The 25,718-nt window shown below is 55.9% G+C and carries 23 protein-coding genes; 12 read left to right on the top strand and 11 right to left on the bottom strand.

Features of this window, described 5'->3' with window-relative positions; translation table 11 throughout:
* The first annotated feature begins 5 nt into the window (after positions 1-5).
* The 4 genes from OCH02_RS05945 to OCH02_RS05930 are packed head-to-tail and all read left to right on the top strand — an operon-like array spanning position 6 to position 3,856.
* Positions 6-1,022, top strand: coding sequence for an ABC transporter permease (locus OCH02_RS05945; protein WP_261430373.1), 1,017 nt, complete (start codon positions 6-8; stop codon positions 1,020-1,022).
* Positions 1,023-1,027: 5 nt separating this feature from the next.
* Complete coding sequence (ddpC, locus tag OCH02_RS05940; RefSeq protein ID WP_261430372.1) at positions 1,028-1,915, top strand: D,D-dipeptide ABC transporter permease; 888 nt, start codon at positions 1,028-1,030, stop codon at positions 1,913-1,915.
* Positions 1,915-2,919: an ABC transporter ATP-binding protein gene (locus OCH02_RS05935; protein WP_261430370.1), complete on the top strand. Its 1,005-nt coding sequence runs from the start codon at positions 1,915-1,917 to the stop codon at positions 2,917-2,919. The genes ddpC and OCH02_RS05935 overlap by 1 nt, the downstream gene beginning before the upstream one ends.
* Complete coding sequence (locus tag OCH02_RS05930; protein ID WP_261430369.1) at positions 2,909-3,856, top strand: ABC transporter ATP-binding protein; 948 nt, start codon at positions 2,909-2,911, stop codon at positions 3,854-3,856. Before OCH02_RS05935 ends, OCH02_RS05930 begins: the two co-directional genes overlap by 11 nt.
* A gap of 53 nt (positions 3,857-3,909) precedes the next feature.
* On the opposite strand, the gene OCH02_RS05925 is transcribed toward OCH02_RS05930, so the two are convergent.
* Positions 3,910-4,191 (bottom strand): YjcB family protein, encoded by a 282-nt coding sequence (locus tag OCH02_RS05925; RefSeq protein ID WP_261430368.1) that lies wholly within the window; start codon positions 4,189-4,191, stop codon positions 3,910-3,912.
* 283 nt (positions 4,192-4,474) lie between these two features.
* Here OCH02_RS05925 and mrdA point away from each other — a divergent pair, with 283 nt between their 5' ends.
* Positions 4,475-6,400 (top strand): penicillin-binding protein 2, encoded by a 1,926-nt coding sequence (mrdA, locus tag OCH02_RS05920; protein WP_261430367.1) that lies wholly within the window; start codon positions 4,475-4,477, stop codon positions 6,398-6,400.
* A gap of 102 nt (positions 6,401-6,502) precedes the next feature.
* Positions 6,503-8,221, top strand: coding sequence for a penicillin-binding transpeptidase domain-containing protein (locus OCH02_RS05915; RefSeq protein ID WP_261430366.1), 1,719 nt, complete (start codon positions 6,503-6,505; stop codon positions 8,219-8,221).
* Between the two features lie 34 nt (positions 8,222-8,255).
* Here OCH02_RS05915 and OCH02_RS05910 read toward each other — a convergent pair whose 3' ends face one another.
* Entirely contained in the window at positions 8,256-9,494 is a 1,239-nt protein-coding gene (locus OCH02_RS05910; protein ID WP_261430365.1) for a hypothetical protein, read from the bottom strand.
* A gap of 443 nt (positions 9,495-9,937) precedes the next feature.
* On the bottom strand, positions 9,938-10,150 hold the full coding sequence (osmB, locus tag OCH02_RS05905; protein WP_261430364.1) for an osmotically-inducible lipoprotein OsmB: 213 nt from the start codon (positions 10,148-10,150) through the stop codon (positions 9,938-9,940).
* Positions 10,151-10,742: 592 nt separating this feature from the next.
* Here osmB and OCH02_RS05900 point away from each other — a divergent pair.
* Positions 10,743-10,877: an AcrZ family multidrug efflux pump-associated protein gene (locus OCH02_RS05900; RefSeq protein WP_017892788.1), complete on the top strand. Its 135-nt coding sequence runs from the start codon at positions 10,743-10,745 to the stop codon at positions 10,875-10,877.
* Positions 10,878-10,914: 37 nt separating this feature from the next.
* Here OCH02_RS05900 and OCH02_RS05895 read toward each other — a convergent pair whose 3' ends face one another.
* The 6 genes from OCH02_RS05895 to OCH02_RS05870 form a co-directional block, all read right to left on the bottom strand.
* A complete protein-coding gene (locus OCH02_RS05895; RefSeq protein ID WP_261430363.1) occupies positions 10,915-11,676 on the bottom strand; it encodes an amino acid ABC transporter ATP-binding protein in 762 nt (253 codons plus the stop codon).
* Entirely contained in the window at positions 11,673-12,590 is a 918-nt protein-coding gene (locus OCH02_RS05890; protein WP_261430362.1) for an amino acid ABC transporter permease, read from the bottom strand. Before OCH02_RS05890 ends, OCH02_RS05895 begins: the two co-directional genes overlap by 4 nt.
* Positions 12,587-13,501, bottom strand: a complete 915-nt coding sequence (locus OCH02_RS05885) for an ABC transporter substrate-binding protein (RefSeq protein ID WP_261430360.1) — start codon at positions 13,499-13,501, stop codon at positions 12,587-12,589. The genes OCH02_RS05890 and OCH02_RS05885 overlap by 4 nt, the downstream gene beginning before the upstream one ends.
* 16 nt (positions 13,502-13,517) lie before the next feature.
* On the bottom strand, positions 13,518-14,855 hold the full coding sequence (locus OCH02_RS05880) for an LLM class flavin-dependent oxidoreductase (protein ID WP_261430359.1): 1,338 nt from the start codon (positions 14,853-14,855) through the stop codon (positions 13,518-13,520).
* Between the two features lie 17 nt (positions 14,856-14,872).
* Positions 14,873-16,192 carry an MmgE/PrpD family protein gene (locus OCH02_RS05875; protein ID WP_261430358.1) on the bottom strand — a complete coding sequence of 440 codons (1,320 nt, stop codon included), beginning with the start codon at positions 16,190-16,192 and terminating at the stop codon, positions 14,873-14,875.
* 271 nt (positions 16,193-16,463) lie between these two features.
* The gene (locus OCH02_RS05870; RefSeq protein ID WP_261430357.1) at positions 16,464-17,327 is read right to left on the bottom strand and encodes an alpha/beta hydrolase; all 864 of its coding nucleotides are present in this window, start codon (positions 17,325-17,327) and stop codon (positions 16,464-16,466) included.
* Between the two features lie 180 nt (positions 17,328-17,507).
* Between OCH02_RS05870 and OCH02_RS05865 the strand changes: the two genes are divergently transcribed.
* The gene (locus tag OCH02_RS05865) at positions 17,508-18,938 is read left to right on the top strand and encodes an MFS transporter (protein ID WP_261430356.1); all 1,431 of its coding nucleotides are present in this window, start codon (positions 17,508-17,510) and stop codon (positions 18,936-18,938) included.
* Positions 18,939-19,002: 64 nt separating this feature from the next.
* Here the strand turns inward: OCH02_RS05865 and OCH02_RS05860 are convergent, their stop codons facing one another.
* Positions 19,003-20,025 (bottom strand): SDR family oxidoreductase, encoded by a 1,023-nt coding sequence (locus OCH02_RS05860; RefSeq protein WP_261430355.1) that lies wholly within the window; start codon positions 20,023-20,025, stop codon positions 19,003-19,005.
* Between the two features lie 124 nt (positions 20,026-20,149).
* On the opposite strand from OCH02_RS05860, the gene OCH02_RS05855 reads away from it, so the two are divergent.
* Positions 20,150-20,791: a TetR/AcrR family transcriptional regulator gene (locus OCH02_RS05855; protein WP_261430354.1), complete on the top strand. Its 642-nt coding sequence runs from the start codon at positions 20,150-20,152 to the stop codon at positions 20,789-20,791.
* A gap of 10 nt (positions 20,792-20,801) precedes the next feature.
* Here OCH02_RS05855 and OCH02_RS05850 read toward each other — a convergent pair whose 3' ends face one another.
* On the bottom strand, positions 20,802-21,908 hold the full coding sequence (locus OCH02_RS05850; protein WP_261430353.1) for an ABC transporter ATP-binding protein: 1,107 nt from the start codon (positions 21,906-21,908) through the stop codon (positions 20,802-20,804).
* 365 nt (positions 21,909-22,273) lie between these two features.
* Here OCH02_RS05850 and OCH02_RS05845 point away from each other — a divergent pair, with 365 nt between their 5' ends.
* The 3 genes from OCH02_RS05845 to OCH02_RS05835 are packed head-to-tail and all read left to right on the top strand — an operon-like array spanning position 22,274 to position 25,718.
* Complete coding sequence (locus OCH02_RS05845; protein ID WP_261430352.1) at positions 22,274-23,509, top strand: extracellular solute-binding protein; 1,236 nt, start codon at positions 22,274-22,276, stop codon at positions 23,507-23,509.
* 45 nt (positions 23,510-23,554) lie between these two features.
* Positions 23,555-24,862: a carbohydrate ABC transporter permease gene (locus OCH02_RS05840; RefSeq protein WP_410001233.1), complete on the top strand. Its 1,308-nt coding sequence runs from the start codon at positions 23,555-23,557 to the stop codon at positions 24,860-24,862.
* The gene (locus tag OCH02_RS05835; RefSeq protein WP_410001232.1) at positions 24,849-25,718 is read left to right on the top strand and encodes a sugar ABC transporter permease; all 870 of its coding nucleotides are present in this window, start codon (positions 24,849-24,851) and stop codon (positions 25,716-25,718) included. The genes OCH02_RS05840 and OCH02_RS05835 overlap by 14 nt, the downstream gene beginning before the upstream one ends.

Below are 25,718 nucleotides of genomic sequence, written 5' to 3'. Positions count from 1 at the left end.
TCGCTATGAACGTTTGGAGCCTTATCCGTCAGCGTTGCTGGGGGTTGGTGCTGGTGATGTTCGGGGTGTGCGTTATCACCTTTACCATCTCTCACCTGATCCCCGGCGATCCGGCGCGGTTGCTGGCCGGTGACCGCGCCAGCGAAGAAATTGTCCAGCATATTCGCCAGCAGTTGGGGTTGGATCAGCCGTTATATGTGCAATTTGGCCGCTACGTGCTGGATCTGTTGCATGGCGATCTGGGAACGTCGATTCGCACCGGTCGACCGGTGTTAGAGGATTTGCGGGCCTTTTTCCCCGCCACATTAGAGCTGGCATTTTGCGCGTTACTGTTGGCAATAGCGCTGGGAGTGCCGCTCGGCGTGGTATCAGCGGTTTATCGCAATAAATGGCCCGATCATCTGGTGCGGTTACTCTCGGTGACCGGTATCTCCACTCCGGCATTCTGGCTGGGGCTGGGCGTCATTATCCTTTTTTACGGCCAACTCAATCTGTTACCCGGCGGTGGCAGGCTGGACGACTGGCTGGATCCGCCGACCCATATCACCGGCTTCTACCTGCTCGATTCCCTGTTGACCGGCAACGGCGAAGCCTTCTGGAACAGCCTGCAGCACCTGATTTTGCCAGCGCTGACCCTGGCCTTTGTTCACCTCGGGGTGGTGGCGCGGCAAATTCGATCGGCGATGCTGGAACAGTTGGGGGAAGACTATATCCGCACGGCGCGCGCCAACGGCCTTTCGCAATGGCGAGTGGTGCTAGGGCATGCGCTGCCCAACGCCCTGATCCCGTCAGTGACGGTGTTGGGGTTGGCGCTGGGGGATTTGCTGTATGGCGCGGTACTGACCGAAACGGTATTCGCCTGGCCGGGCATGGGGGCCTATGTGGTGGATTCCATTCAGGCGCTGGACTTCCCGGCGGTTATGGGGTTTGCCGTGGTGGTGTCCTTCGCCTACGTCATGGTTAATTTGATCGTCGATCTACTTTATCTGTGGATCGACCCGCGAATGGGGCGCGAGGGGTAATGACAATGACTCAAATCGAACAACCGTCGGCAGCGCAACCGACCTTGCGCTTTGTCAGCCTGCGCCGTGCCTGGTATCGGGTACGGCGTAGCCCGCTGACGTTGCTGGGTGCCGCTATCATGATTGCCGTACTGTTCCTGATGCTGTTCTCGCCGTGGCTGGTACCGCACAACCCGGATGCGATTGACCTTACCGCACGCCTGCTGCCGCCTTCGGCAGAACACTGGTTCGGGACCGATGAAGTAGGCCGTGATTTGTTCAGCCGGGTGCTGGTTGGCAGCCGTCAGTCGGTGGCCGCCGGGCTGGCGGTGGTGGTGCTGGCAGGGGGCATTGGCTCGCTGCTTGGCTGTTTCTCCGGCGTGATGGGCGGCACGGTAGATGCGCTGATTATGCGCTGCATGGACATTATGCTGTCGGTGCCCTCGCTGGTGCTGACCATGGCGCTGGCGGCAGCGCTCGGCCCCAGCCTGTTCAATGCCATGTTGGCTATCGCGGTGGTGCGTATTCCGTTTTATGTGCGGCTGGCGCGAGGCCAAACCTTGACGCTACGCCACCAGGCCTATATGCAAGCGGCGCGCACCTTTGGCGCCTCGCGTTGGCACCTGATCGGTTGGCACGTACTGCGTAACGTGATGCCACCGTTGGTAGTACAGGCGTCGCTGGATATTGGTACTGCGATCCTGATGGCGGCCACGCTTGGGTTCATCGGCCTGGGCGCGCAGCAGCCGACCGCCGAGTGGGGCGCGATGGTAGCCAACGGGCGCAACTATGTGCTCGATCAGTGGTGGTATTCGGCCTTTCCCGGTACGGCGATCCTGATCACCGCCACCGGCTTTAACCTGTTCGGCGACGGTCTGCGTGACCTGCTGGATCCTAAATCCCGGGGGCGTTAATGAGTGAAACCACGGTGTTATCTATCGATGAATTGCAGTTGGAGTTCCCGGTTTACGGCGGCAGCATCAAAGCGCTCAACCGCGTCTCATTGCAGGTCAAGGCCGGCGAAATTGTCGGCGTGGTCGGTGAGTCAGGTTCAGGCAAGTCGGTGACGGCGATGATGACCCTGCGGCTGCTGGCGGAGGACGGCTACAGCGTGACCGGCGGTTCGTTGCAGATACTGGGCACCGACGTCCTCAATGCCAGTGAGCGGCAAATGCGTCAGCTGCGTGGTGCGCGGGTATCGATGATTTTCCAGGAACCGATGAGCGCACTGAATCCGACGCGCAAGATTGGTCGCCAAATGTGTGAAGTGATCCGCCTGCATCAGCGGCTATCGGCTCGGGCGGCACGCGACAAGGCGATCCACCTGCTGCGTGAAATGCAGATTGCCGATGCGGAACGCGTGATGGAACGCTACCCGTTTGAGTTGTCCGGTGGTATGCGCCAGCGGGTGTTGATCGCCATGGCATTTTCTTGCGAGCCGGAACTGATCATCGCCGATGAACCGACCACCGCTTTGGACGTTACAGTGCAGCGGCAAGTATTGCGTTTGCTGCAACAAAAAGCGCGCGCCAGCGGTACGGCGGTGCTGTTTATCACCCATGATATGGCGGTGGTATCGCAGCTTTGCGACCGGGTGTATGTGATGTATGCCGGGCACGTGATTGAAAGTGGTAGTACAGAACGGGTAATCGAACACCCAAGCCATCCGTATTCCATTGGGTTGTTGTTGGCGGCACCGGAACGCGCCGCGCCGCGCAGCCTGCTGCGGGCCATTCCCGGCACGGTGCCCAATCTGAGTGCGCTGCCGCCGGGCTGCGCCTTCAGCAATCGTTGCAGCCACGCCGACGGCCAGTGCCGACAAACACCGCCGCTAATGCCCTTAGCCGCAGAACCGGCCCAGCGGGTGGCCTGCTGGCATCCGCAATCTATTGATTTGGAGGTGCGAATTGAACCTTGAAGCGCTGCTGGAACTGCGCGACGTGCGGCTACGCTTTCCTGCCAGCTATAACTGGCGTGGCAAGCCGCGTGAGTATGTCCACGCGCTCAACGGGTTGGATCTCAACATCATGCGCGGGGAAACCCTGGGTATCGTTGGCGAATCCGGCTGCGGCAAGAGTACGCTGGCACAGCTGCTGATGGGATTGTTGAAACCGAGTAGCGGTGAGCTGCTGCGGGCGCGCAACGATGGCTCCTGGTTTGGCAGCGGTATGCAGATGGTGTTTCAGGATCCGCAGTCGTCGCTCGATCCCCGCCTGCCGGTGTGGCGCATTATCACCGAGCCGGTATATGTGCAGCAGCATACCCGCGTGGCGCAGCGGCGGGCACAGGCGGCGGAACTGGTGCAACAGGTCGGTCTGCGGCCGGAGGCGATTGACCGGTTGCCACACGAGTTTTCCGGCGGACAGCGGCAGCGTATCTCCATTGCTCGCGCGCTATCTTCACAACCGGATATTATCGTGCTCGATGAACCCACCTCGGCGCTGGATATCTCGGTACAGGCGCAGATCCTCAATTTATTGGTGGAATTGCAGCGCCAACGCAATCTGACTTACGTACTGATCTCACATAATGTTTCTGTGGTTCAGCACATGAGCGATCGGGTCGCGGTGATGTATCTGGGGCAAATTGTGGAACTGGGGCCGACCGCGCAGGTGCTGCGCCAGCCTCAGCATCCCTATACCCGGTTGCTGCTGGATTCGGTGCCCCGCGCAGGGCGCTCACTGAGCGATAACGCTATTGAAGACCGCAAGGGCGAACTGCCGGGCAACCGCCAGTTGCCGCAGGGGTGTTTCTTTCGTGAGCGATGTCCATATGCCGGAGAAGGCTGCCAACTGCCGCAAAATTTGCGGGTCAATCTGGGGGGAACCGCAGTGCGTTGCCATAAGGTGGCTTAGAGAAAGTCTTTTTCGGGTCGGGTGGCTTAGTTCGACCGCCCGGCCCGAGGCATTTACGGCAGTGGCCAGTCGGTGGGGGTGTTGCTGACAACGTCAACATACATGTCCCAGGCGTGGGACCAGAATTGCGTAAAGCCTTCCTGGCTGAAACTGATGCCCATCAGGCCCATGACAAACCAGCAGGTGGTGAACAGCCCCAGGCTGCTGAACATAAATGCCATGCCGTTGCGGCTGGTCTTACGGCAAACGACGTTTAGCTGGCTGGACATAAACATCATAACGGCGCTCAGTAACTCCCAGCGCATCATGATAAAACCGGTGGCAATGGCACTCATCGAACAGGGTCCTTGGAAAAAGCCGCAACCGGCGGGGGCGATGCGGGCAAAAATGAATTAGTGTGATCTGCGTCACATTGTAGCACTGGCATAAATCACGGCTCAATCCCTGACCGGCAGAAAAATCGGCATTTGGTAACATTCCAACATGCTGAAACATTTATGCCATTTCATTAGCAACCTTTTAATGGGGAGCCTTTGCCAATAAGGCTATGCTTGCCGACTTTTCACTGCCCTGATTTATCTTGGGAAATTGTGACGTCTGACAGGTAACTCGCCACGCATGGCCCTATTAAAAGATAAAATTCGTGACCATTCCGCAGAGGAAATGCTGTTTATTCGCCGTGCAAGCGTGGCAATGGTGCTGGTCGTCGCCTGTTTTGGCGTGCTGGTTGCCAACCTGTATCGATTACAGGTCAAACAGCATGGGTTTTACCAAACGCGATCCAATCAGAACGACATTAAAATGGTGCCGATTGCTCCCAGTCGCGGGCTGATCTTCGACCGCAATGGCATCCCGCTGGTACGTAACATCACGCTGTACCAAATCCAGATCATTCCCAGCAAAATCGACAATATGACGGCGTTACTGCAGGCGCTGACGCCGATTGTCGATCTGACCCCGGAAGATATCACGGCATTCCGCGATGATATGCATCACAACGGTCGTTACAAGCCGGTGACGCTGAAAAGCGGGCTGACCGAGACCGAGGTGGCGCGCTTTGCGGTCAATCAGTACCGCTTTGATGGGGTCACCATCGATACCTACCAGCAACGGGAATATCCGTACGGTGCCGAGTTGGCTCATGTGGTGGGCTACGTATCGAAAATCAATGACGGTGACCTGAAGCGGCTGGATAAAGCCGGCCTGAGTGAGAACTATGCTGCCGACCACAATATCGGTAAGCAGGGCATTGAGGCTTATTATGAGTCTGAGCTGCACGGCACCACCGGCTATCAGGAAGTGGAGGTGGATAACCACGGCCGGGTAATCCGCCTGCTGAAAGAGCAGCCGCCGCAGGCGGGCAAGAATATCTATCTGACGCTCGACCTGTCGCTGCAGCAGTATATCGAGTCGGTGCTGAAAGGGCAGCGAGCGGCGGTGGTGGTTGAGGATCCGCGTGACGGCGGTATTCTGGCGATGGTTTCCAGCCCCAGCTACGATCCCAATCCATTCGTGAAGGGGATCAGTTACTCCGCCTATAAATCGCTGTTGGCCAACCCCGATTTGCCGCTGATAAACCGCGTAACTCAGGGGCTGTACCCACCGGCATCCACCGTGAAACCCTACATGGCGACTTCTGCACTGTTCGCCGGGGTGATCACCCCCAATACCACCTTCTTTGGCGCACCGACCTGGACGTTGCCGGGTACCCAGCGCCGCTATCGTGACTGGTTGAAAAGCGGCCATGGGATGCTGAACGTGACCAAGGCGATTGAGGAGTCTGCCGATACCTTCTTCTATCAGGTGGCCTATGAAATGGGCATTGACCGCATTCATAGCTGGCTGAGCAAGTTTGGTTACGGTCAGGCGACCGGAATTGATCTTAATGAAGAATATCGTGGCGTGCTGCCAAGCCGCGAATGGAAGCAGCGGGTGCATAAAAAAACCTGGTACCAGGGGGATACCATCTCGGTGGGCATCGGCCAGGGGTATTGGGTCGCCACGCCAATCCAGATGGTGAAGGCACTCACTACGCTGGTTAATAACGGCAAGGTGAAAACCCCGCACTTGCTGTATTCCATGCGCCAGGGGCGCCAGGTGAGCCTCTATCAACCGCCGAAGCAGGCCGTACAGATTGGTGATGCCAAATCGCCGTATTGGGGCATTGTGCGCAACGGCATGTATGGCATGGCCAACCTGCCAAACGGTACCGGCTATAAGCTGTTCCACACCGCGCCGTACCAAATTGCCGCCAAATCCGGGACTTCGCAGGTGTTCGGGCTGAAAGAAAATCAGACCTATAACGCCAAAATGATCCCGGTACGGCTGCGTGACCATATCTTCTATACGCTGTTTGCCCCCTATAAAAACCCACGGGTCGCGATGGCGCTGATTTTGGAAAATGGTGGCGGAGATGGGGTGGTGGCAGGGCCGACTGCGCGGGCGATCCTCGACCATATTTTTGACCCGGCCAACGCCCCGCAGCCTGAGCAAGGGCAGAAAGTTAAACCGGAGTTAAACGACAGCGCGGATGTACAACAGTAAACGCGTTTGTTTTTACTTTCTTACAAACTGCAATCTTCTAAAGATTTTCGTCAGGTTAGACTGAAATCATTACATAACTTTAATAAAAACGCAGGGTTAACAGTGGCGCCATTAATAAAAAAAAGCGGTAAAAATTATTCAACCCTTCGCTTTGGCTGGATCTGCGCCGGGATACTGGTTTGCTTTTTCCTGCTGGCGTTTCGAGTGGGCTATTTACAACTGTTGGAGCATCAACAACTGACCGACCAGGCGGATCAGCGTTCGATCCGCACCCAGGTGTTGCCGACCAACCGGGGAATGATCACCGACCGCAATGGTGAAGCTCTGGCCGTGAGCGTGTCTTCACGCGATATCGTGCTGGATCCCAAACATATTCTCGATAGCCATACGGATATCACCAATGAACGTTGGCAGAGCCTGGCCAACGTGCTGAAAATGCCGCTGACCGAGGTGCAGAAACTGATTCAGACTAATGCGCATAAGCGTTTTGTCTATCTGGCACGCAAGGTTGAAGATGATAATGCCAACTATATCAGCAAGCTGCATTTGACTGGCGTCAGCACCGAGCAGGACTTCAGCCGCTTTTATCCGATGAGTCAGGATGCCGCCGGGCTGATCGGTATTGTCGGACAGGATAATCAGGGGCTGGAAGGTATCGAGCTGGGCTTTAACCACCTGCTGCAAGGCAAGAACGGATTGCGCGTTTACCAGAAGGATGGCAGCGGGGCGGTGATTGGCGTGATCAAGAACGTCGATCCTGTGCCGCCGCCGAACGTCACTTTGAGCATCGACAAATTTATCCAGTACGTGCTGTATGCGCAGATCCGTGATGGCGTGGTCGCCAACCAGGCCGACTCCGGTTGTGCGGTGCTGGTGAAGGTGAATACCGGCGAGGTGCTGGGGATGGCCAGCTACCCGTCATTTAACCCAAACAACTATGCGGATACGCCCTCAAAAGATATTCGCAACGTATGCAGCAGCGACAGTTTTGAGCCAGGCTCCACGGTAAAACCCGTGGTGGTGATGGTCGGGCTGGAGCACCACTTAATCAGGCCGGATACCGTGCTGGATACCACGCCTTACCGGGTTAACGGGCACTTAATCAAGGACGTGGGCCACTGGTCGAAACTGACCATTACCGGAGTACTGCAAAAATCCAGTGACATCGCCGTTTCACATATCGCGCTGGCACTGCCTGCCACCGTGTTGCCGGCGGTTTACAAAAGCTTTGGCCTGGGGCTGCCGACCGACCTGGGGATTGGTAACGAGAGCAGCGGCTACTTGCCGCAGCACCGTGAGCGCTGGGCAGATATCGAACGGGCGACCTTCTCCTTCGGTTATGGCCTGCGGGTAACGCCGCTACAGATGGCGCGTGAATATGCGACTATCGGTTCCTATGGGGTTTATCGACCCTTGTCGATAACCAGGGTCACGCCACCGGTGATGGGGCAGCGTATCCTGCCGGAGGATACGGTAAAAACCGTGGTGCATATGATGGAAAGCGATGCTTTACCGGGCGGCAGCGGGCTCAGTGCCGCGGTGCCGGGGTACCGGTTGGCGATTAAAACCGGTACCGCAGAGAAGATGGGGCCCAATGGCAAATACGACGGCGGTTACATCAACTACACCGCCGGTGTTGCCCCGGCCAGCGATCCGCAGGTAGCGCTGGTAGTGATGGTTAATAACCCGAAGGCCGGCAAACACTTCGGCGGCTCGGTGGCCGGCCCGGTGTTTGGCAAAATCATGGCTCAGGTGCTGGAACATATGAACATCCTGCCTGATGCTCAGCCGTTGAACGTGGTGTCTCAGGTTAAGGGCTAACACAATGTTTCCCCCTCGGTGAGGGGGAAACGGATCAGAAGTAATAGCCGATGTTCAGGTTAGTGCGGAAATACCATTTATTGCTGCCGGAAGACTGAGTACTGGTCCAGCCGGTGGCGTTTTCGGCACCGCCCCAGGGGTTGGCGTTTTGCGCCCAGGTCAGATCAACCCACACCATCACCGGCAGGGCAAAGACCTGCACCCCAAGGGTATTCATTTTAGAGTCGGAACCGCCGTCCTTATCCTTCCACAACACACTGTAGTCGTTATAAAAACGCAGTTTTTTCACCGGCCCCCAGGGCACCTCGACATCACGCGCCAGGTTGATTGACGCCGTGGTGGCCTGCGCCGGAATTAAATAGGCCGGCGTCAGGCCGTTACCACCCATTAATATTACCGAGTTGTTGGCTCCCTCAGGTCCCTTGGCGTCATAAGAATAACGGATTACTTGTGTCGACAGATGCCACGGATCGTGGTTCACCAAAGCATGCAGACCTGTCGCCCAGTAGGTGCCATTATCCCCGGTGTCATGATTATAGAGCCGGGAAACCGCCAGCGACCCACCGAGTTCGTTGTTCCAGCCGTCCTGATGGAATTCACGTGCCAGGCGCAGGTTCACCTGATCGCGCTTCTCGTTGGCCTGTAAATGTTGCGAAGCGTAGTTGGTATTTTTCAGATCGGCGAAATTGCCGACTTCCGGTGCATAGCGCACGCCTGCCGGCATCATGCGGGGGAAATAGGCGGCATCCAGCGTCCAGCCATGGTCATGGAATTGGTATTTGGCACCTAGCCCGTTATTGACCCCGAAACCGAGATAAAACGGGATGCCGTAGGACCAGCCGAACTGGGGATAAGGCTGCAAACCAAAGGGTTTGAAAGGTGCGCCCAACTGCAGGTCAGCATTCCCGCTCAGGTGATAGCCGACATAGGCACGGTCGATGGCGTATTTTCGGCGATCCTGAAACCAAAAGCCGGAATCAAAGAAGGCGTCATTATAATTGCCACTGGCATCGATGCGAAAAGCATCAAAGCGCAAGTGGGGTGGGTTGCGGTAATTACTGCTGCCCCAGTCTTCATAACGATAGTTGGCGCGTAATGCACCACCGATATCAATGTTTTTATTATTGTCCTCATTTTGCCAATGCAGATGGGGGAATGCAGAACTACTCTTTTTTACCTCAGGTTTCGTGGTGGAACTCTCACTGGCTGGTGTGAGGGTGCTGGCGTAACTCATTGGTGAAAATAATAAAAATGCGATAAAGACTTTGCGCATGACTTTCCCCTGATGAAAACTGACGTTTAAAAAAGCGAGTCTATTCCGCCATGAAATAATGGAATTTCTCGTGAAGTTTTATATATGAGACAAGTTTTAGTTAAGTGTTTATTATTTTAAGTTTGGTAAAGTTTCAAATACGAAACTTTGTTTCACATTTTATTTTGAAACTATAATCCTGAAGCTGTGTAAGTCAAGAAATAAAAAATAGCCGGGTAAGAACAGCAGCAACATCCGTTGTGGCGTCGTTGGGAAGCGAGAGTGAGTGGCGGTAGTACCAGCGTTGCTATTATAAGTGGGTTTTATTTTATTGGGATGAAATGATGTGGGAGGTATTAAGCTTTTATCTCAGATAATAAAAATAATAGAATGGTGTGAATTTCAGAACGGTTATTATTAAAGGGATAATAACCGTTCTGAGATGGATATTTTTTCTACTGGGATCAGCGACTGGTCTGGTGACCGATGATGCCGCCCAACGCTGCGCCGCCCAAGGTCCCCAGCGTACTGCCGTCGGTCAAGACTGCACCACCCAATGCCCCTACGCCTGCACCGATCGCGGTGTTGCGATCGCGGTGAGACATATTCCCACATGCAGTTACAGAAAGGGTTGCCATAACAACAAGCATCGCACCTGCGGCACGTTTAAAGTTCATAAGAGTTTCCTGGTAAATTGCCTAATTAACCGACAAAGAAAGCATGGGTTAATTGTGCCGGTAAAAGTTGAGATGAATGTATTCCTGCGCAAGAAATTAGAATAGGTAAATATTCTTAATTTTGAGCGGCCAGATTTTATTTCACCGCTGCCATGTTCTGGATTGGAGATAAAACAACCCGTTTTTCTGCCTGACCAAGATGAGCGACCTATCACGGGTATGCCGCTGCCGCTACGCCGGCTAGTCGCTCTCACGACTTACCAACGCAGTGCGATGCTTCTGGAAAGCAAAGGACTGAGTAGAGGACAACTAACACTCGGCTTGTTTAAAAGTTGATAACTGACCGCTATCAAACAGGGAGGCGATCGCCAGTCTGCAGAAGGCGTCGTATGAGCGCGGCAGGGAGACTTCCATGAGCACTGGAACAGAGCATTTTTTTGTATTGTGGTAATGCAACTGTGTAAGTTACATTAGCGATGTTGGTTGTGATCTGCATCACAGATTGGAGCCAACCCAAAAATAACCTCAAGATAAATAAGGGGAAATCCTCGGCTTCGGAAGAGGGTTCTCTGTTTAAAACCAGGAAACGACGATGTTAGAAATGATTGAGAGTTTGGCAACCGTGGTGATCCTGGTGCCGGTAATGATAGCCGTACTGCTGGGCTCGATTTATGGTCTGGGTGAGCTGTGTAATCTTTTCTCTGCCATTGGCCGAAAAAAAGACTGAATTTAATGATCGGGGGCGCAATGCCCCCGATGCAGTTTTAGAGTACCGTTGCCAGGAAATCACGCGTTCTTTGGTGCTGTGGCGCATCCAGCACCTGTTGTGCAGTCCCCGTTTCTACCACTTTCCCCTGATCCATAAAGATGATTTGATCCGCCACTTCGCGCGCAAAGCCGATTTCGTGCGTCACTACCACCATGGTCATGCCGGAATGTGTCAGGCCTTTCATCACCTGCAGCACTTCGCCAACCAGCTCGGGATCGAGTGCAGAGGTGGGCTCATCGAATAACAGTACCTCTGGGTTCATCGCCAGCGCACGGGCAATCGCCACTCGCTGTTGTTGGCCACCGGAAAGCTCGCGCGGCCAGGCATGAATGCGATGCTCCAGCCCGACGCGGGTCAGCAATGCTTTTGCGCGCTCCAGAACTACGGCTTTCCTTTCTTTTTTTACCAGTAATGGCGCCTCAGAAACATTTTCCAGCACCGTCCGGTGGGGGAACAGGTTGAACTGCTGGAACACCATGCCGATGCTTTTACGCTGTTCGGCGACTTCACGCTCCTTCAGTTCGTACAGGTGATTGCCTTTCTGGCGATAGCCGATGAGCTGTTCGCCTACGCGAATGGTGCCGCCATCGAGTTTCTCCAGGTGGTTGATGCAGCGTAGCAAGGTCGATTTACCCGAGCCGGAAGGGCCAAGGATCACCGTGACCGAGCCGGCCGGGATCTGCAGGCTGATATTCTTCAACACTTCAGTGCCGGAGAAGGACTTGCGAACCTGATTGATTTGAATGGCGGCGCTCATGACTCTGCTCCCTGTGGCTGGCTAACCGGAGCCTTGCGGCGGCGAAACAGCCAGTTGCTGCGGCTGGCCTGGCTACCTCGACCAAAGTAGCGCTCAACGTAGTACTGGCCGATCGACAAAATTGAGGTCATCACCAGATACCACAGCGTGGCCACCAGCAGCAGCGGGATGACTTCGTAGGTGCGCTGGTAGATGATCTGCGCCGAATACAACACGTCCTGCAGAGCAATCACCGACACCACCGCGGTGGTTTTAAGCTGCCCGATCACCTCATTACCGGCCGGTGGCAAAATAGTGCGCATCGCCTGCGGCAAAACTACCCGCCAGAGGATTTGCCCCCGACGATAGCCCAAGGCCTTGGCGGCTTCCAATTGACCGCTGCCGACGCTTTGGATACCGGCACGGACAATCTCTGCTGCGTAAGCCGACTGATGCATCACCAGGGCGATCACCGCCGCGCTGAAGGTGCTGATAATGGTGTTGGTTGGCGCGCTGGCGACGTCACCCAGGAACGGGATCCACAGGCTGATGCGCGGATAGAGCGCAGCGATGTTGTACCACAGGAAAAGCTGCACCAGCATGGGCACCGCGCGAAAGAACCAGGTATAGAACCAGCTCACTGCCACCAGCACCGGGTTGGCCGACAGGCGCATCAGCGCCAGCAGCACGCCACCGGCAAAGCCGAAGATCACCGAAATCACCGTCAGCTTCAGCGTCATGATCACGCCGTTGATAATCGACTCTTCGGTGAAGTTTTCAGCCACCACGGCCCATTCGAAACGCGGGTTATGCAGCATCGAATTGGCGATAATGCCAACGATCAGCAGCACCAGCAGTGCGCTGAACCAGCGGCCGTAATGCCGATGACCGACGATGCGCAGCTCGGCATCGTCGGTAGGGTATTGCCCACTCATTTTGCGATCTCTTCATTAATACCGGCGATTTTCACCGCGCCAAAACCGATATCCCAACCGTCGAGGATTTTTTGATAGCTGCCATCGGCAATCAGCGAGTTCAGCGCCGCCTGTACCGGTTTTACCAGCTCGGAGTCTTTCGGCAGGGCGATGGCTACCGTGGTGCCTTCAATGTTGATATCACCGGCCAGCGCCAGCGGCTTAACGTGGGTCGCCTGGTAACGCAAGCCTTCATAAGGGCCGAAGAACATCGGCACCCGGCCGCTGATCACTGCCTGAACCCCGGCTGGACGGTCCGGGAAGATCGGAATGACAATCGCCGGTTTGCCGGCGCTGACGCATTGTTCGCTGGCCTGCTGCAAACGGGTGATCTGCGAAGTGCCAGCACCCGCACCGACGGTCTGGCCACAAAGCTGTGCCAGATCGGTATAAGGCCCCAGTGCCGCATCTTTACGGGCAATCAGTGCCAGTTTGGACGCGTTGTAATAGCCGACGAAATCAACCTGCTGGAAGCGTTTTTTGTTGGCGTCGATATTGGCCAGCGCCACATCATAGCGGCCGGATTTCAGGCCAGGAATGATATTGTCGAAACCACCAGTGTCTTTCCAGTGAATGGCCACGCCAAGACGATCGGCAATCGCGCTCATCACATCAATTTCACGACCGGCCAGCGTTTTGTTATCCGCTTCATAGAAGGTGGTCGGTGGGGTATTCGGGTTGGTGCCTGCCACGATGTAACCGGCCTTTTTGATGGCTTCAGGCAGGCTGTTGTGTAAAGCCGGATCGGCGCTGGCTTTCACTGCGGCACGGAAGGGCACATCGCCTTCGGCGGCGAAGCCGCTGGCCAGCGGTGTCAGCACGGCAGAGGCCAGCAGCAGGGACAGTGCGGTACGTTTAATGGTGATTTTCATGATGTTCCCCTGCGAATTAAGCCGATTTAACGTTGGCGAAGTTGATTGCCGGTTGCGGCAGGCCCAGGTTTTCACGCAGGGTTGAGTATTGATACTCCTCGCGGAACAGACCACGGCGGCGCAGTTCCGGGATCACCAGTTCGACGAACAGCTCCAGTTGGTTCGGCAGTACCGCAGGCATAATGTTAAAGCCGTCGGCGCCTTGCTGTTCCAGCCACAGTTGGAAGTCATCGGCGATCTCTTCGGCGGTACCCACCAGCACGCGATGCCCGCGTGAGCCGGCGGCCACGGCGGCCAGTTCACGTAACGTCAGGTTTTCACGCGCCGCCAGATCGGTCAGCAGTTTCACCCGGCTTTGGCCGCCTTCGGTCGCGCCCACGTCCGGTACCGGACCGTCAAGTGGCAAGCCGCTCAAATCGAAGCCAAAACGGGCAGAAAGCTGTTCAATACCGTTATCGATATCCACCAACTGATTGAGTTGATACCAGGTTTCCTGCGCCTCGGCTTTGGTACGGCCGATGATCGGCATCACGCCCGGCAGGATCAGCAAGTGATCCGGGTTGCGACCGGCATCGGCGACAAATTTCTTCTGGCTGCGGTAGAAAGCCTGGCCTTCTTCCAGCGTGGCGGCGGCGGTAAACACCACCTCGGCGGTTTCTGCCGCCAACTGTTGCCCGGCCGGTGAGGAGCCGGCTTCGATAATCACCGGACGGCCCTGCGGGGAGCGTGAAATATTCAACGGCCCCTGTACCGAGAAATGTTTGCCTTTGTGGTTGGCGGCATGAATTTTTTCGTCGATGGCGTACACACCGTTTTCTTTGTCACGCACGATGGCGTTTTCCTCCCAGCCGTCCCACAGTTTGTAGCTGGCCTCCAGGAACTCGCGTGCTACTTCATAGCGCTCGGCGTGTGAGGGCAGATCGTCACGGCTGAAGTTGCGAGCGGCATCGCTGGAGAATGAGGTCACGACGTTCCAGGCGGCACGGCCGTGACTGATATGGTCGATGGAAGCCATGGCGCGTGCCAGATGGAAGGGTTGATCGAAGGTGGTGGAGGCGGTAGCCGCCAGCCCGATATGACGGGTATTCACCGCCAGCGCAGCCAACAGCGTCAGCGGCTCCAGGCGCGACATGGTGGACGGTAAACGGTGTACGCTGGTTGCCAGCGCATCGCCGACGAAGAACATGTCAAAGGTGCCTTCTTCGGCTTTTTGAGCGATCCAGGTGAACCAGTCAATGTCCGTCGGAGAACCACTGGCACCGGCGGCACGCCAACCGCCGACGTGGTGGCCCAGCGCCTGAACAAACAGACCGAGACGTAATTGACGCGATGGTGTTGAAGATAAAGTACTCATAATTATTCCTATATTTATTATTGGTTTAGTAATTTTATTAAACGGGTCAAGGCGTCAGGCTGTGCCAGCGCACAGTCGCCGATCACCCGGTCACTGTCCAGGTGCGGCAACAGGTGCAGAATGCTGCGCAGCTTGGCATTGACGTCGGTTTGGCGGGCGGCCGTTTGCTTTCTAGTGACAACGTCACTGAATTGTCGACCGTCGTGCAGGGTCAGCGTTACGCGGTGGAAGCGTAACTCTGCATCCAGCTCATCCGGTGGCGCCGTCAGATCGGCGTGGCGCTCGACCTGTGCCGCCAGAGCAGCAATCAGCGGATCAACCGGGTTTTCGCCGTAGTGCATCAGCGGCACGCTGCCGGTGTACAGGGCATCGGCGATGACATATTCCAGGCTGAAACGCGCCTCGACCCCGTTTGACGGGCGACGAATATAAGGCGCGGTATCGGCACCGGGTGGGAAACTGACCTGAATATGACGGATTGCCGCAGGGATATCGGCGGCGGTAATGCCTTGTTCAAGCAGGCGCTCACGCAGGTTGAATGCCGCTTCGGCAGCGCTGTGGGTACCGCCGCAGGTCGGGTAGCGTTTAAACTCCAGGCCCGGTTGCAGAATGCGCCAGGGTGCGCCCCAGTCGGCGGTCAGCAGCTCCGGCCGCTGCCGTCCGTCACCGTGCGAGTGCAGCAGGCTGTCTATCACGCCTTCCGACTGGCCGACAAAACCCGCCTGAGCCAACAGCACCGCATTTACTGCGGCGCGTGCCGCCAACCCCGCATGCAGCGGTTTGGCGGCCGAACCAAACTGGCTGCGCAACCCGGCGGCCTGGGTGGCGGCCAGCCCGAGTGCGATCTGGGTTTGTTGTGGCGTCAGTTGTAAATAGCGTGCCGCAGCCGCACTGGCGGCCACTGCCCCCAGGGTCGCGGTGCTGTGAAAACCCAACTGATAGTGCTGGGTTCCCGCAGCCAACCCCAGCCTCCCGGCGGCTTCTACGCCAATCGCATAGGCGCTCAGCAGCGCATTAACGTCAGGTTTATTGTCGGTCAGCGCCAGCAGTGCAGACAGCACTACCGTGGTCGGGTGACCGCGCAGCGCGGGGTGATAATCATCAAAATCCAGCGAGTGGCTGACATAGCCAAAATACAGCGCCCGGTTCTCTGACCCGACAGGGGGGAATACCGTTTTTACCGCCGCCAGCCCGCTGTCGGTGAGTGCGCCCTGGGCAATAGGCAATGCGCAGGCGAAGTAATCCATCAGCCCAACACGGGCGGCCAACAGGGCGGAGGCTTCGGGCCGGCTATCCAGCACCAGACGGGCAAATTGAACGGTTATGAGCGATGACAAGATATAAAACCTGATTTTTTATGCGGTTATGCGCTGGTCAGCAATTCAGATTTCATTGTGTGGTGATTTTACGAGAGCCGAAAGAACGAACGGAACTTTCATATTGCCAAATGGAATATAAAAAAGAACAGGTAGCCCAGAGAGAGCGCAGAATGACGGCGTTGCATCCACCTTAGTCAATTTTGTGCATAGCAAAGGCGCAATTGATCTTAATAAAATGACCCAGGCAGAATAGCCGGGCACTATTCTGCCGTTTGAGTGGGCGGTGGCGTCACATAATCATCGCCATGACGTGCTTGAACATGGCGCTGTCAGGATTGGCCAATTCGTTTACCAGGGTGAAATGGTTGCAGTGTCGGTCTTCCAGCAGCGTGACATTAAGCCCTTTTTCGCGACAGGCGGCGTAATAAGCCAGCGTCTGGTTTTTAAAGCCCTGGGTTTCTTTGGCACCTACGTCGAGCAGGATCTGCGGCGCATTGGCCTTTTCCGGCAGCATAAACAGCGGGCTGAGCGTTGCCGCCTGTTCTGACGTCAGACGCATCCAGTCATTCACGTAGATATCGCACAGCGGGCGAATATCGTATAAGCCACTGAGCGCCAGCGCCCCTTTAATCACATTGATCGGCAATTGATACAGATGCTGCCAGTCATCGGCAATCAACATTCCGCTCAGGTGACCACCGGCTGAGCTGCCACTGACAAAAATACGCTCGGGATCGATGCCGTATTGAGCGGCATGATGGTAAAGCCAGGCTATTGCGCTGCGCACTTCGCGGACAATCTCCGCCAGTGTGGCTTCCGGCTGCAGGGTATATTCCAGCGTGGCCACCGCTACGCCATGACGGGTAAAACTGGCGGCCATCGAGCAGGCTTCCTCCTTGCGTTGGGAGTGCCAATATCCACCGTGAATAAAGACCAACAGTGGCGCAGGCTGGTTGGCGGCCGGGAACAGATCCAGACGTTCGGCAACGCCCATGCCGTAGTGGATGTTATAAATTCCCGGCGTTTGCGCCTTGGCCTGGCTGGCCAACGCCGCATATTGCGCCATACAGGCGTCAAAATCTTCTACCGAGTTGCGGGCATTGTATTGCACTGCGCGTACTGACAGGTCATCAAACAGCAGGTCGATTTTCATTTTGTCTCCTTGAGTGGTTCCTCATCATCTGCCTGAAGCGGATTGAATGTTTGCTGCTTAATGCTGGCCGATAGCGGCCATAACAGGGCGTCGCATGCACTAATAAACTGCATATGCGGCGTCTTCCGCCAGGTTATTGGCCGGCATAGGCTACTGACAGGTTCTTTCAGGAGTCAGACTATGAAGCCAATGACACAGCATACCGCCCCCAGCCCCCATATTGGTGGGATCCTCGCCAGCCTTTCCTTGTCGATGCTGGTTTCCTCACTGGGCGCCAGCATTGCCAACATCGGTTTGCCCACGTTGGCGCTGGCGTTTAACACCTCATTTCAGGCAGTGCAGTGGGTGATGATCGTCTATCTGCTGACCATTACCACTTCCATCATCGCGGTCGGGCGTCTGGGAGACCGAATTGGCCGACGTCGCCTGTTGCTGCTGGGGATTGGCTTGTTCAGCGTCGCTTCCGCACTCTGTGCCATGGCACCTGATATTTGGCTGCTGCTCTCCGCCCGCATTGCGCAAGGGCTGGGGGCGGCAGTGATGATGGCGATGACCATGGCGCTGGTCGGTGAGACGTTGGGAAAAGAAAATACCGGCCGTGCCATGGGGCTGCTTGGCAGCATGTCGGCGATTGGCACTGCGCTTGGCCCTTCGCTTGGCGGAGCATTGATCTTTGGCTTTGGCTGGCGGGCGATGTTCCTGGTGAGTTTTCCGCTGGGGCTGCTGGCCTTTATATTGGTTTATCGTTATCTGCCAGGGAACACGCCGCAGTGGCGAAAGGACAACGGCAGGTTTGACCTGCCTGGTACCCTGCTGCTCGGTCTGACGTTGGCCAGCTACGCGCTGTCGATGACGTTGGGGCGGGGTGATTTCGGTGCCATCAATGTGCTGTTGTTGCTGTGCGCCGGGGTGGGGACCGGGCTGTTCATACGGCTGGAAAACAGCACGGCATCGCCTTTGATACAGCTGGCGCTGTTCCGCCAGCCAGGAATGAGCAGTGGGTTAATGATGAGCGCACTGGTGATGACGGTAATGATGACGTCGCTGGTAGTGGGGCCGTTTTACCTGACGCGCGGTTTGGGCTTGACGGTGGGACATGCCGGGCTGGCGATGTCAGCCGGGCCGCTGGTAGCCGCTTTGTGCGGTGTGCCTGCCGGCCGATTGGTAGATTGCCTGGGGGCAAAAAAAATCACTGCCGTGGGGCTGGCGGTCATGACCCTGGGGGCGGGCGTGATGTCGATGATGTCGTTAAGGCAGGGGGTTTCCGGCTACGTGGCCCCACTTTGCCTGATTACCCTGGGTTATTCGCTATTTCAGGTCGCCAATAATACCGCGCTGATGAAGCATGCGGCGCCTGAGCAGCGCGGAGTGATCTCCGGCATGGTTAACCTTGCACGTAATCTTGGCCTGATCACCGGTGCCTCTGCCATGGGCGCGTTGTTTATGCTGGCGGCGAACACCGACGATATCAAGTTGGCGACGGCAGAGGCGATATCCAATGGCATGCGGGTGAGTTACCTGACGGCTGGCGTGTTGGCGGCCATCGCGCTGGTAATGACCATCAAAAACCATGCCACGATTAAGCCGAATGCGGATTACAGCAGGGAGTGATTTAGTCGGCGGACTGAGCCGACTAACGCGATACATCACGTCTTAATGGACAACGTCTGGCGGCTCAGCCGGGCTTGTGGTGATTGCGTAACCAGGCCACCGTATCCTGAAGCGTTTGTTCCAACGGTCGGAATGTCAGCCCCAGGTCACGTTCACTTTTGGCGTGATTGAAATGAGAACGATTGGCCTCTTTTACCATCAGGCGTACCGTGGCCAGACTGAGCAACACCGGTTTGCCACTGAGGCGGGCGTAGGCTTCCTGTAGTGTCGCCAACAGGTAGAGAAATGGCAGTGGCAGCGTGCGGGTGGGGGTTTTGACACCGGCTATGTCCCCCAGCATGGGTACCAACTGGTGCATGGTCATGTGTTGCCCTGCGGCCAAATAACGTTCACCTCGTTGGCCTCGCTCTGCCGCCAGTATCATGGCCAGTGCCACATCTCGTGCGTCAACCACTGAAAAACTGCCCGTCACCAGCCCCGGTAATTTGCCCTGCATCACGTCATTGGCCAACTGACCGGAAGAGGTGGGGCCGAGATCGCCCGGCCCCCACATCCAGCCCGGCAAGACCAGGCTGCCGTTCATTGCCGGATACTGACTCAGAAAGGCCAAAACCGCTTCATCTGCCATGATTTTGCTGCGGTAGTAATCATCGGCATCTTCGGGCCGCCGTAGACAGGTTTCGTCGACCGACTGGCCCGGCTCACCGTTGAGCACGGCGATAGATGAGGTATGGATAAAATGACGTAACCCTGCATGGTAAGCCTGTTCCAGCAGATGTTTGGTGCCCTCGACGTTGATGGCTTTCAGCTTCGGCCAATGGCTACCGCCCTTGTAATTATCACGGAAGTAGGCCGCGGTATGGAACAAGATGTCGCAGCCTTGCAGGTGTTCAGCAAAGGCGGCGACGTCAGTCATATCGCCGTTGATCAATTCAACGCCTTCGATCTCCCCGAACTGCCGGCGACCTTTTTCCATGGAACGAACCAGCGCTTTGACTCTGGCACCTCGAGAGATCAACCCACGCACCAGATTATTACCGAGCAAACCGGTCGCGCCGGTGACAAATGCCGTTTCTATTTTCATCATGATTAAAATCTTAAGTGAATTTCAAAGTTCAAGTGATATCCAAATCTAGTGGTAGAGGTTTAAAATATCAAGTGATATCTTGAATGCTTATAAAGTAGTGACAATCCGCGTAAAGTTGATACAGATGAAAACGATAAAAAAACGATTAACCCGTGAGGAGAGCCAACATCAGACCAGAGAACGGCTGATTGAAACCGCTCGCCAATTGTTTATTGTCGGCGGTTATGGCGGCACGTCGATCCGCGATATTGCCAGCGAGGCTGGCTATTCACAGGGGGCGTTCTATTCCAATTTCGCCTCCAAGGAGGATCTGCTGTTGCAACTGTTGCAGCGGCATATGGAAACAGAGGCGGCCCAGCTTACCCGCCTGACCCAGCGTGATATGGGCAGTCCAGAGCAGATCGTTGCGGCGCTGGAGGCCTGGTCGGCGACCCTGAATCTGGAGGTGGACTGGTGCATGCTGTCGATAGAGCTGCAACTGCATGCGCAGCGCAGCCCGGCCTTCGCCATCGAGTATCAAAGGGTCTGGGATACCCATCAGGCAAAAATTGGCGCGGTGATAGCCTCGCTGTTTCAGCAGCTGGGTAAAACGCCGCCCGCAGAACCCCATGAGCTGGCGGCGGCTTTTATGGCGATGGCGCACGGGTTGGCTTTGCAACGTACCCATGGGGGGGCCGATCCCTCGGGCCGGTTGATTATGCTGTTTCTGCGCAGTCTGCTGAGGGGGGCATCGCCAGGTTGGCCGCCTTCCACGGAACCCCCATGATCTCGTGATATCAGGATTGCGGAATGACGATATCGGCGCTGATACGCGCGCCGTCGGCGTCAAACACCAGGCATTGCTGTGCCTGGAATCCCGGTTGCAATTTTTGATAGGGCCGGAAGTTCGCATCGCCGGGCAGCAGCATTTTAAAACCATCGTGACCGTGGCATTGGCCAAACAGGTAGGTATTGTTGCCGAGCCGTTCAACCACCTCACAGTGGAAATCAAGGCGTAACGGTGAGTCGGAGTGGGTCGTCAGGTGCTCGGGGCGAATACCCAGCGTCACCGGCTCGCCGGCAGCGATCTGCAGGGTGGCGAGGGTGAGTTCCAGGGTTTTGTCTGCGCCGATGGATACAGTCAGGCGTTCTGGCGTCCAGCTCACTACGGTGGCCGGTAAAAAGTTCATCTTCGGCGAGCCGATAAACCCGGCGACGAATTTGTTGATCGGGTTGTAATACAGCGCCATCGGCGCGCCCATCTGTTCCACCTTGCCGTAATTCATGACCACAATCTTGTCGGCCAGCGTCATCGCTTCAACCTGATCGTGGGTGACATACACCATGGTGGTCTTCAGCTCCTGGTGCAGCTTGGCGATATGCAGGCGCATATCGACCCGCAGCTCGGCATCCAGGTTGGAAAGCGGTTCATCGAACATAAAGACTTTGGGATTGCGCACGATGGCACGCCCGATAGCGGTACGTTGGCGTTGGCCACCGGAAAGCTGTTTGGGTTTTCTGTCCAGCAGGTGGGTAAGCTGCAAGGTTTTTGCCACCATCTCGATCTGATGGCGGATCTCTTCTTTTGGCGTTCCGTTCACCTTTAACCCATAACCCATGTTTTCGGCGACGGTCATATGCGGGTAGAGCGCGTAGGACTGAAACACCATGGCTACGCCCCGGTGAGAGGGGGCCACATCGTTAACCCGTTCTTCGCCAATCAGGATATCCCCGTCGCTTATCTCCTCCAGCCCGGCAATCATGCGCAACAGCGTAGATTTACCGCAGCCTGACGGCCCCACGAACACGGCGAATTCGCCGCCTTTAATCTCAAGGTTGATATTGTGCAACGTCACCGCTTTACCAAAACGCTTGGTGACATTCCGCAGTCTTATGCTGGACATCTTGTTGATCCTCGGAAGTTATCGATAGGCAAACCCTGTCAGGGTGTCTTCTGGCTGTTTTCTCGTCTTTATGTAATACGTATAACAGTTATTTTCTCATTGTCATAACGGCCAGAAAGTCTTGAAAAGACTATAACTGCGCTGGATTTCAAGCCATATCATCGGTTTTCATTTCTGCAATAACGATCACACAATGGTGATAATTGTATAGAGTTGGTGCGGTTCTCAGCGTAGCGTATAACAAACCGAGACAATGGCAAGGTTATCGCATTAAGCGTTGTAATACCGAACATTGTGACTGGTCTAAAGCATCTAATTCCAAAGTGATAAAACAAGAAATGTAATACCTTCACATGAGGTGGGTAATGAAAACCAAAACAATCACTGCTCTGGTACTGGCCACATTGGCGGCCAGTCAATATTCCGGTTTCGCCCTCGCAGCGGCAGGCCAACAGCTTACCGTCTGGGAAGACATCAAGAAGTCCGACGGCATCAAGGGTGCCATCGCCGATTTCGAAAAACAGAACAACGTAAAGGTTAACGTGTTGGAAATGCCGTTCGCGCAGCAGATTGAAAAGCTGCGGCTGGACGGCCCGGCCGGTATCGGCCCCGATGTGCTGGTGATCCCTAACGATCAGGTGGGTGCAGCGGTGGTGCAAGGTTTGTTATCGCCGATAAAGCTGGATCAGGCCGCAGCCGACGCGTTCACCAAGCCGTCCATCGGCGCGTTCACCATGAATCAAACGCTGTACGGCGTGCCGAAAGCGGTAGAAACGCTGGTGCTGATTTACAACAAGGATCTGCTGCCGCAGCCGCTGGCTAATCTGGAAGCCTATTACGACTTTTCCAAACGGCAGCGTGCGGCGGGAAAATACGGCCTGCTGGCCAAGTTTGACCAGATTTATTACAGCCGCGGCGCGATCGCCGGCATGGGCGGTTATATCTTCGGCAACGACGGTAAAGGCGGGCTGAATCCGCTGGATATCGGCCTGAACACGCCCGGCGCCGTTGACGCCGTGACCTATCTGAAAAAATTCTACGCCGATGGTCTGTTCCCGACGGGCATCATCGGCGATGGCGGATTGAACGCTATCGATTCCCTGTTCACCGAGAAGAAAGCCGCTGCGGTGATCAACGGACCGTGGGCCTTCCAGCCTTATGCCGACGCGGGCATCAACTATGGCGTAGCGCCATTGCCGACCTTGCCGAACGGCAAACCCATGAACTCTTTCCTGGGGGTGAAAGGCTACGTGGTCTCCACCTGGAGCAAGGATAAGGCGTTGGCGCAGAAGTTTCTCGAATTTATCAATCAGCCGGCCTACGTGAAAACGCGCTATCAGGTGACCAAAGAGATCCCTCCGCTGGTGGCGATGATTGAGGATCCGCTGATCAAGAACGACGAAAGGGCCAGTGCGGTAGCCATTCAGGCCAGCCACGCGACCGCCATGCCGGGCATTCCGGAAATGCAGGAAGTCTGGGGGCCGGCCAACGCGGCGCTGGAACTGAGCATGACCGGCAAACAGCCGCCAAAAGCGGCGCTGGACGATGCCGTCAAACAAATCAAAATGCAGATCGAAGCGATGCAGGCCAGCAACCAGTAACCGAGCAACGGGAGGTCTCCTCCCGTTTTCAAGAAGGAGCAATGTGTGATTGTCACTCCAAGTGAAAAGTTGTCCGCCGACCGGGGCCGATACAGCCATTCCGTGGGGGCGCTGATATTGGCGCTGATCCCCGGGTTTGGTCAGTTCTATCATCGCCAATGGGCGAAAGGGCTGATCTTTCTGGTGCTGCTCAGCAGCTTTGTCGGGGTGACCTGGCAGTTCCTCACCGAAGGGCTGTGGGGGCTGTATACGCTCGGCAGTGAAGTGCCACGCGATAACTCCATTTTCCTGTTGGCGGAGGGGATCCTCAGCGTACTGGTGATTGGCTTTGGCCTGGCGGTTTACGGCCTGTCGATACGCGACGCCTGGGTGAATGGCAGAAAGCGCGATGCCGGTGTGGCGCTGAACAGCGTACGCAAGCAATACCAGATGCTGCTGAGCGAAGGCTTCCCTTATCTGATGATCACGCCGGGGTTTATCCTGTTGGTGTTCGTGGTGATCTTCCCCATTTTGTTTGGCTTCTCTATCGCTTTCACCAACTACAACCTGTATCACACGCCACCGGCCAAGCTGGTTGACTGGGTCGGGTTCAAGAACTTTATCAATATCTTCACCCTGTCGATCTGGCGCTCCACCTTCTTTGACGTGCTGCAATGGACCGTGGTCTGGACGCTGCTGGCCACCACGCTGCAATGCACGGTAGGGGTGATGTTGGCGATCCTGGTCAATCAGAAGGATTTACGTTTCAAACCGCTGATCCGCACCATTTTCATTTTGCCTTGGGCAGTACCGGGCTTCGTTACAATTTTGGTGTTCGCCGGTATGTTCAACGACTCGTTCGGGGTGATCAACAATGCCATTCTGGCGTTTTTCGGCATTGCGCCGAAAGCCTGGATGACCGATCCGTTCTGGACCAAAACAGCGCTGATCCTGATGCAGACCTGGCTGGGTTTCCCGTTTGTGTTCGCCATGACCACCGGCGTGCTGCAGGCGATCCCGGATGACCTGTACGAAGCCGCGACCATGGACGGGGCGAGCACCTGGACCAAGCTGCGTACCATTACGCTGCCGCTGGTGCTTTATTCGATTGCGCCGATCATCATCACGCAATACACCTTCAATTTTAACAATTTCAATATCATCTACCTGTTCAATAACGGCGGCCCGGCGGTGGCCGGTTCCAACGCCGGAGGGACGGATATTCTGGTGTCCTGGATCTACAAGCTGACGATGTCGTCTTCGCAATACGCCATCGCCGCCACCATCACCATTCTGTTGTCGATTTTCGTGGTGGGCATCGCGCTGTGGCAGTTCCGCGCCACCAATTCGTTCAAGAACGATGACGCGGCCTAAGGGGAGAGCAATGTCAAAGAGCATCAAGAAAGAGAAGTGGGTGCGTTTATCGCTGTCCTGGCTGGTGATCATTCTGGTGTCCGTCATCATCATCTACCCGCTGGTGTGGACCCTCGGCGCGTCGCTCAATGCCGGCAACAGCCTGCTGAGCAGCTCGATCATCCCGGAAAATCTGTCGTTTCAGCACTATGCCGACTTGTTCAACGGCAAGGTCAATTACCTGACCTGGTATTGGAACTCGATGAAAATCAGCTTCCTGACCATGGTGCTGACGCTGATCAGCGTCAGTTTTACCGCCTATTCGTTTTCACGCTTTCGCTTCAAGGGGCGGCAGAACGGCCTGATGTTGTTCCTGCTGTTGCAGATGATCCCGCAGTTCTCCGCGCTGATTGCCATTTTTGTGCTGTCGCAGCTGCTGGGGCTGATCAACAGCCATATGGCGCTGGTGTTGATCTACGTGGCGGGGATGATCCCGATGAACACCTATCTGATGAAGGGCTATCTGGATGCGATTCCGAAGGATTTGGACGAATCTGCCCGCATGGACGGCGCCGGTAACTTCCGGATTTTCATCGAGATCATCATGCCGCTCTCCAAACCGATTATCGCCGTGGTGGCGCTGTTCTCGTTTACCGGCCCGCTGGGGGATTTCATTCTCTCCAGCACCATTTTGCGTACCCCGGACCAATATACGCTGCCCATCGGCCTGTATAACCTGGTGTCGCAAAAGATGGGCGCCAGCTACACCACCTACGCGGCGGGGGCGGTGTTGATCGCGCTGCCGGTCGCCATCTTATACCTGGCCCTGCAAAAGTACTTTGTTTCCGGCCTGACCTCTGGCAGCACAAAAGGATAA

This window comes from Serratia quinivorans (genome assembly GCF_946227985.1).
GTDB classification, from domain to species: Bacteria; Pseudomonadota; Gammaproteobacteria; order Enterobacterales; family Enterobacteriaceae; genus Serratia; species Serratia quinivorans_A.
This window is presented reverse-complemented; position numbering and strand designations above follow the sequence as displayed.

Coding starts and splice junctions, on each gene's coding strand:
- OCH02_RS05845 (WP_261430352.1), top strand. CDS start 22,274: ATGAAAACCAAAACAATCACTGCTCTGGTACTGGCCACATTGGCGGCC.
- OCH02_RS05895 (WP_261430363.1), bottom strand. CDS start 11,676: ATGAGCGCCGCCATTCAAATCAATCAGGTTCGCAAGTCCTTCTCCGGC.
- OCH02_RS05900 (WP_017892788.1), top strand. CDS start 10,743: ATGTTAGAAATGATTGAGAGTTTGGCAACCGTGGTGATCCTGGTGCCG.
- OCH02_RS05945 (WP_261430373.1), top strand. CDS start 6: ATGAACGTTTGGAGCCTTATCCGTCAGCGTTGCTGGGGGTTGGTGCTG.
- mrdA (WP_261430367.1), top strand. CDS start 4,475: ATGGCCCTATTAAAAGATAAAATTCGTGACCATTCCGCAGAGGAAATG.
- OCH02_RS05855 (WP_261430354.1), top strand. CDS start 20,150: ATGAAAACGATAAAAAAACGATTAACCCGTGAGGAGAGCCAACATCAG.
- osmB (WP_261430364.1), bottom strand. CDS start 10,150: ATGAACTTTAAACGTGCCGCAGGTGCGATGCTTGTTGTTATGGCAACC.
- OCH02_RS05890 (WP_261430362.1), bottom strand. CDS start 12,590: ATGAGTGGGCAATACCCTACCGACGATGCCGAGCTGCGCATCGTCGGT.
- OCH02_RS05885 (WP_261430360.1), bottom strand. CDS start 13,501: ATGAAAATCACCATTAAACGTACCGCACTGTCCCTGCTGCTGGCCTCT.
- OCH02_RS05860 (WP_261430355.1), bottom strand. CDS start 20,025: ATGATGAAAATAGAAACGGCATTTGTCACCGGCGCGACCGGTTTGCTC.
- OCH02_RS05935 (WP_261430370.1), top strand. CDS start 1,915: ATGAGTGAAACCACGGTGTTATCTATCGATGAATTGCAGTTGGAGTTC.
- OCH02_RS05870 (WP_261430357.1), bottom strand. CDS start 17,327: ATGAAAATCGACCTGCTGTTTGATGACCTGTCAGTACGCGCAGTGCAA.
- OCH02_RS05850 (WP_261430353.1), bottom strand. CDS start 21,908: ATGTCCAGCATAAGACTGCGGAATGTCACCAAGCGTTTTGGTAAAGCG.
- OCH02_RS05880 (WP_261430359.1), bottom strand. CDS start 14,855: ATGAGTACTTTATCTTCAACACCATCGCGTCAATTACGTCTCGGTCTG.
- OCH02_RS05865 (WP_261430356.1), top strand. CDS start 17,508: ATGAAGCCAATGACACAGCATACCGCCCCCAGCCCCCATATTGGTGGG.
- OCH02_RS05835 (WP_410001232.1), top strand. CDS start 24,849: ATGACGCGGCCTAAGGGGAGAGCAATGTCAAAGAGCATCAAGAAAGAG.
- OCH02_RS05925 (WP_261430368.1), bottom strand. CDS start 4,191: ATGAGTGCCATTGCCACCGGTTTTATCATGATGCGCTGGGAGTTACTG.
- OCH02_RS05910 (WP_261430365.1), bottom strand. CDS start 9,494: ATGCGCAAAGTCTTTATCGCATTTTTATTATTTTCACCAATGAGTTAC.
- ddpC (WP_261430372.1), top strand. CDS start 1,028: ATGACTCAAATCGAACAACCGTCGGCAGCGCAACCGACCTTGCGCTTT.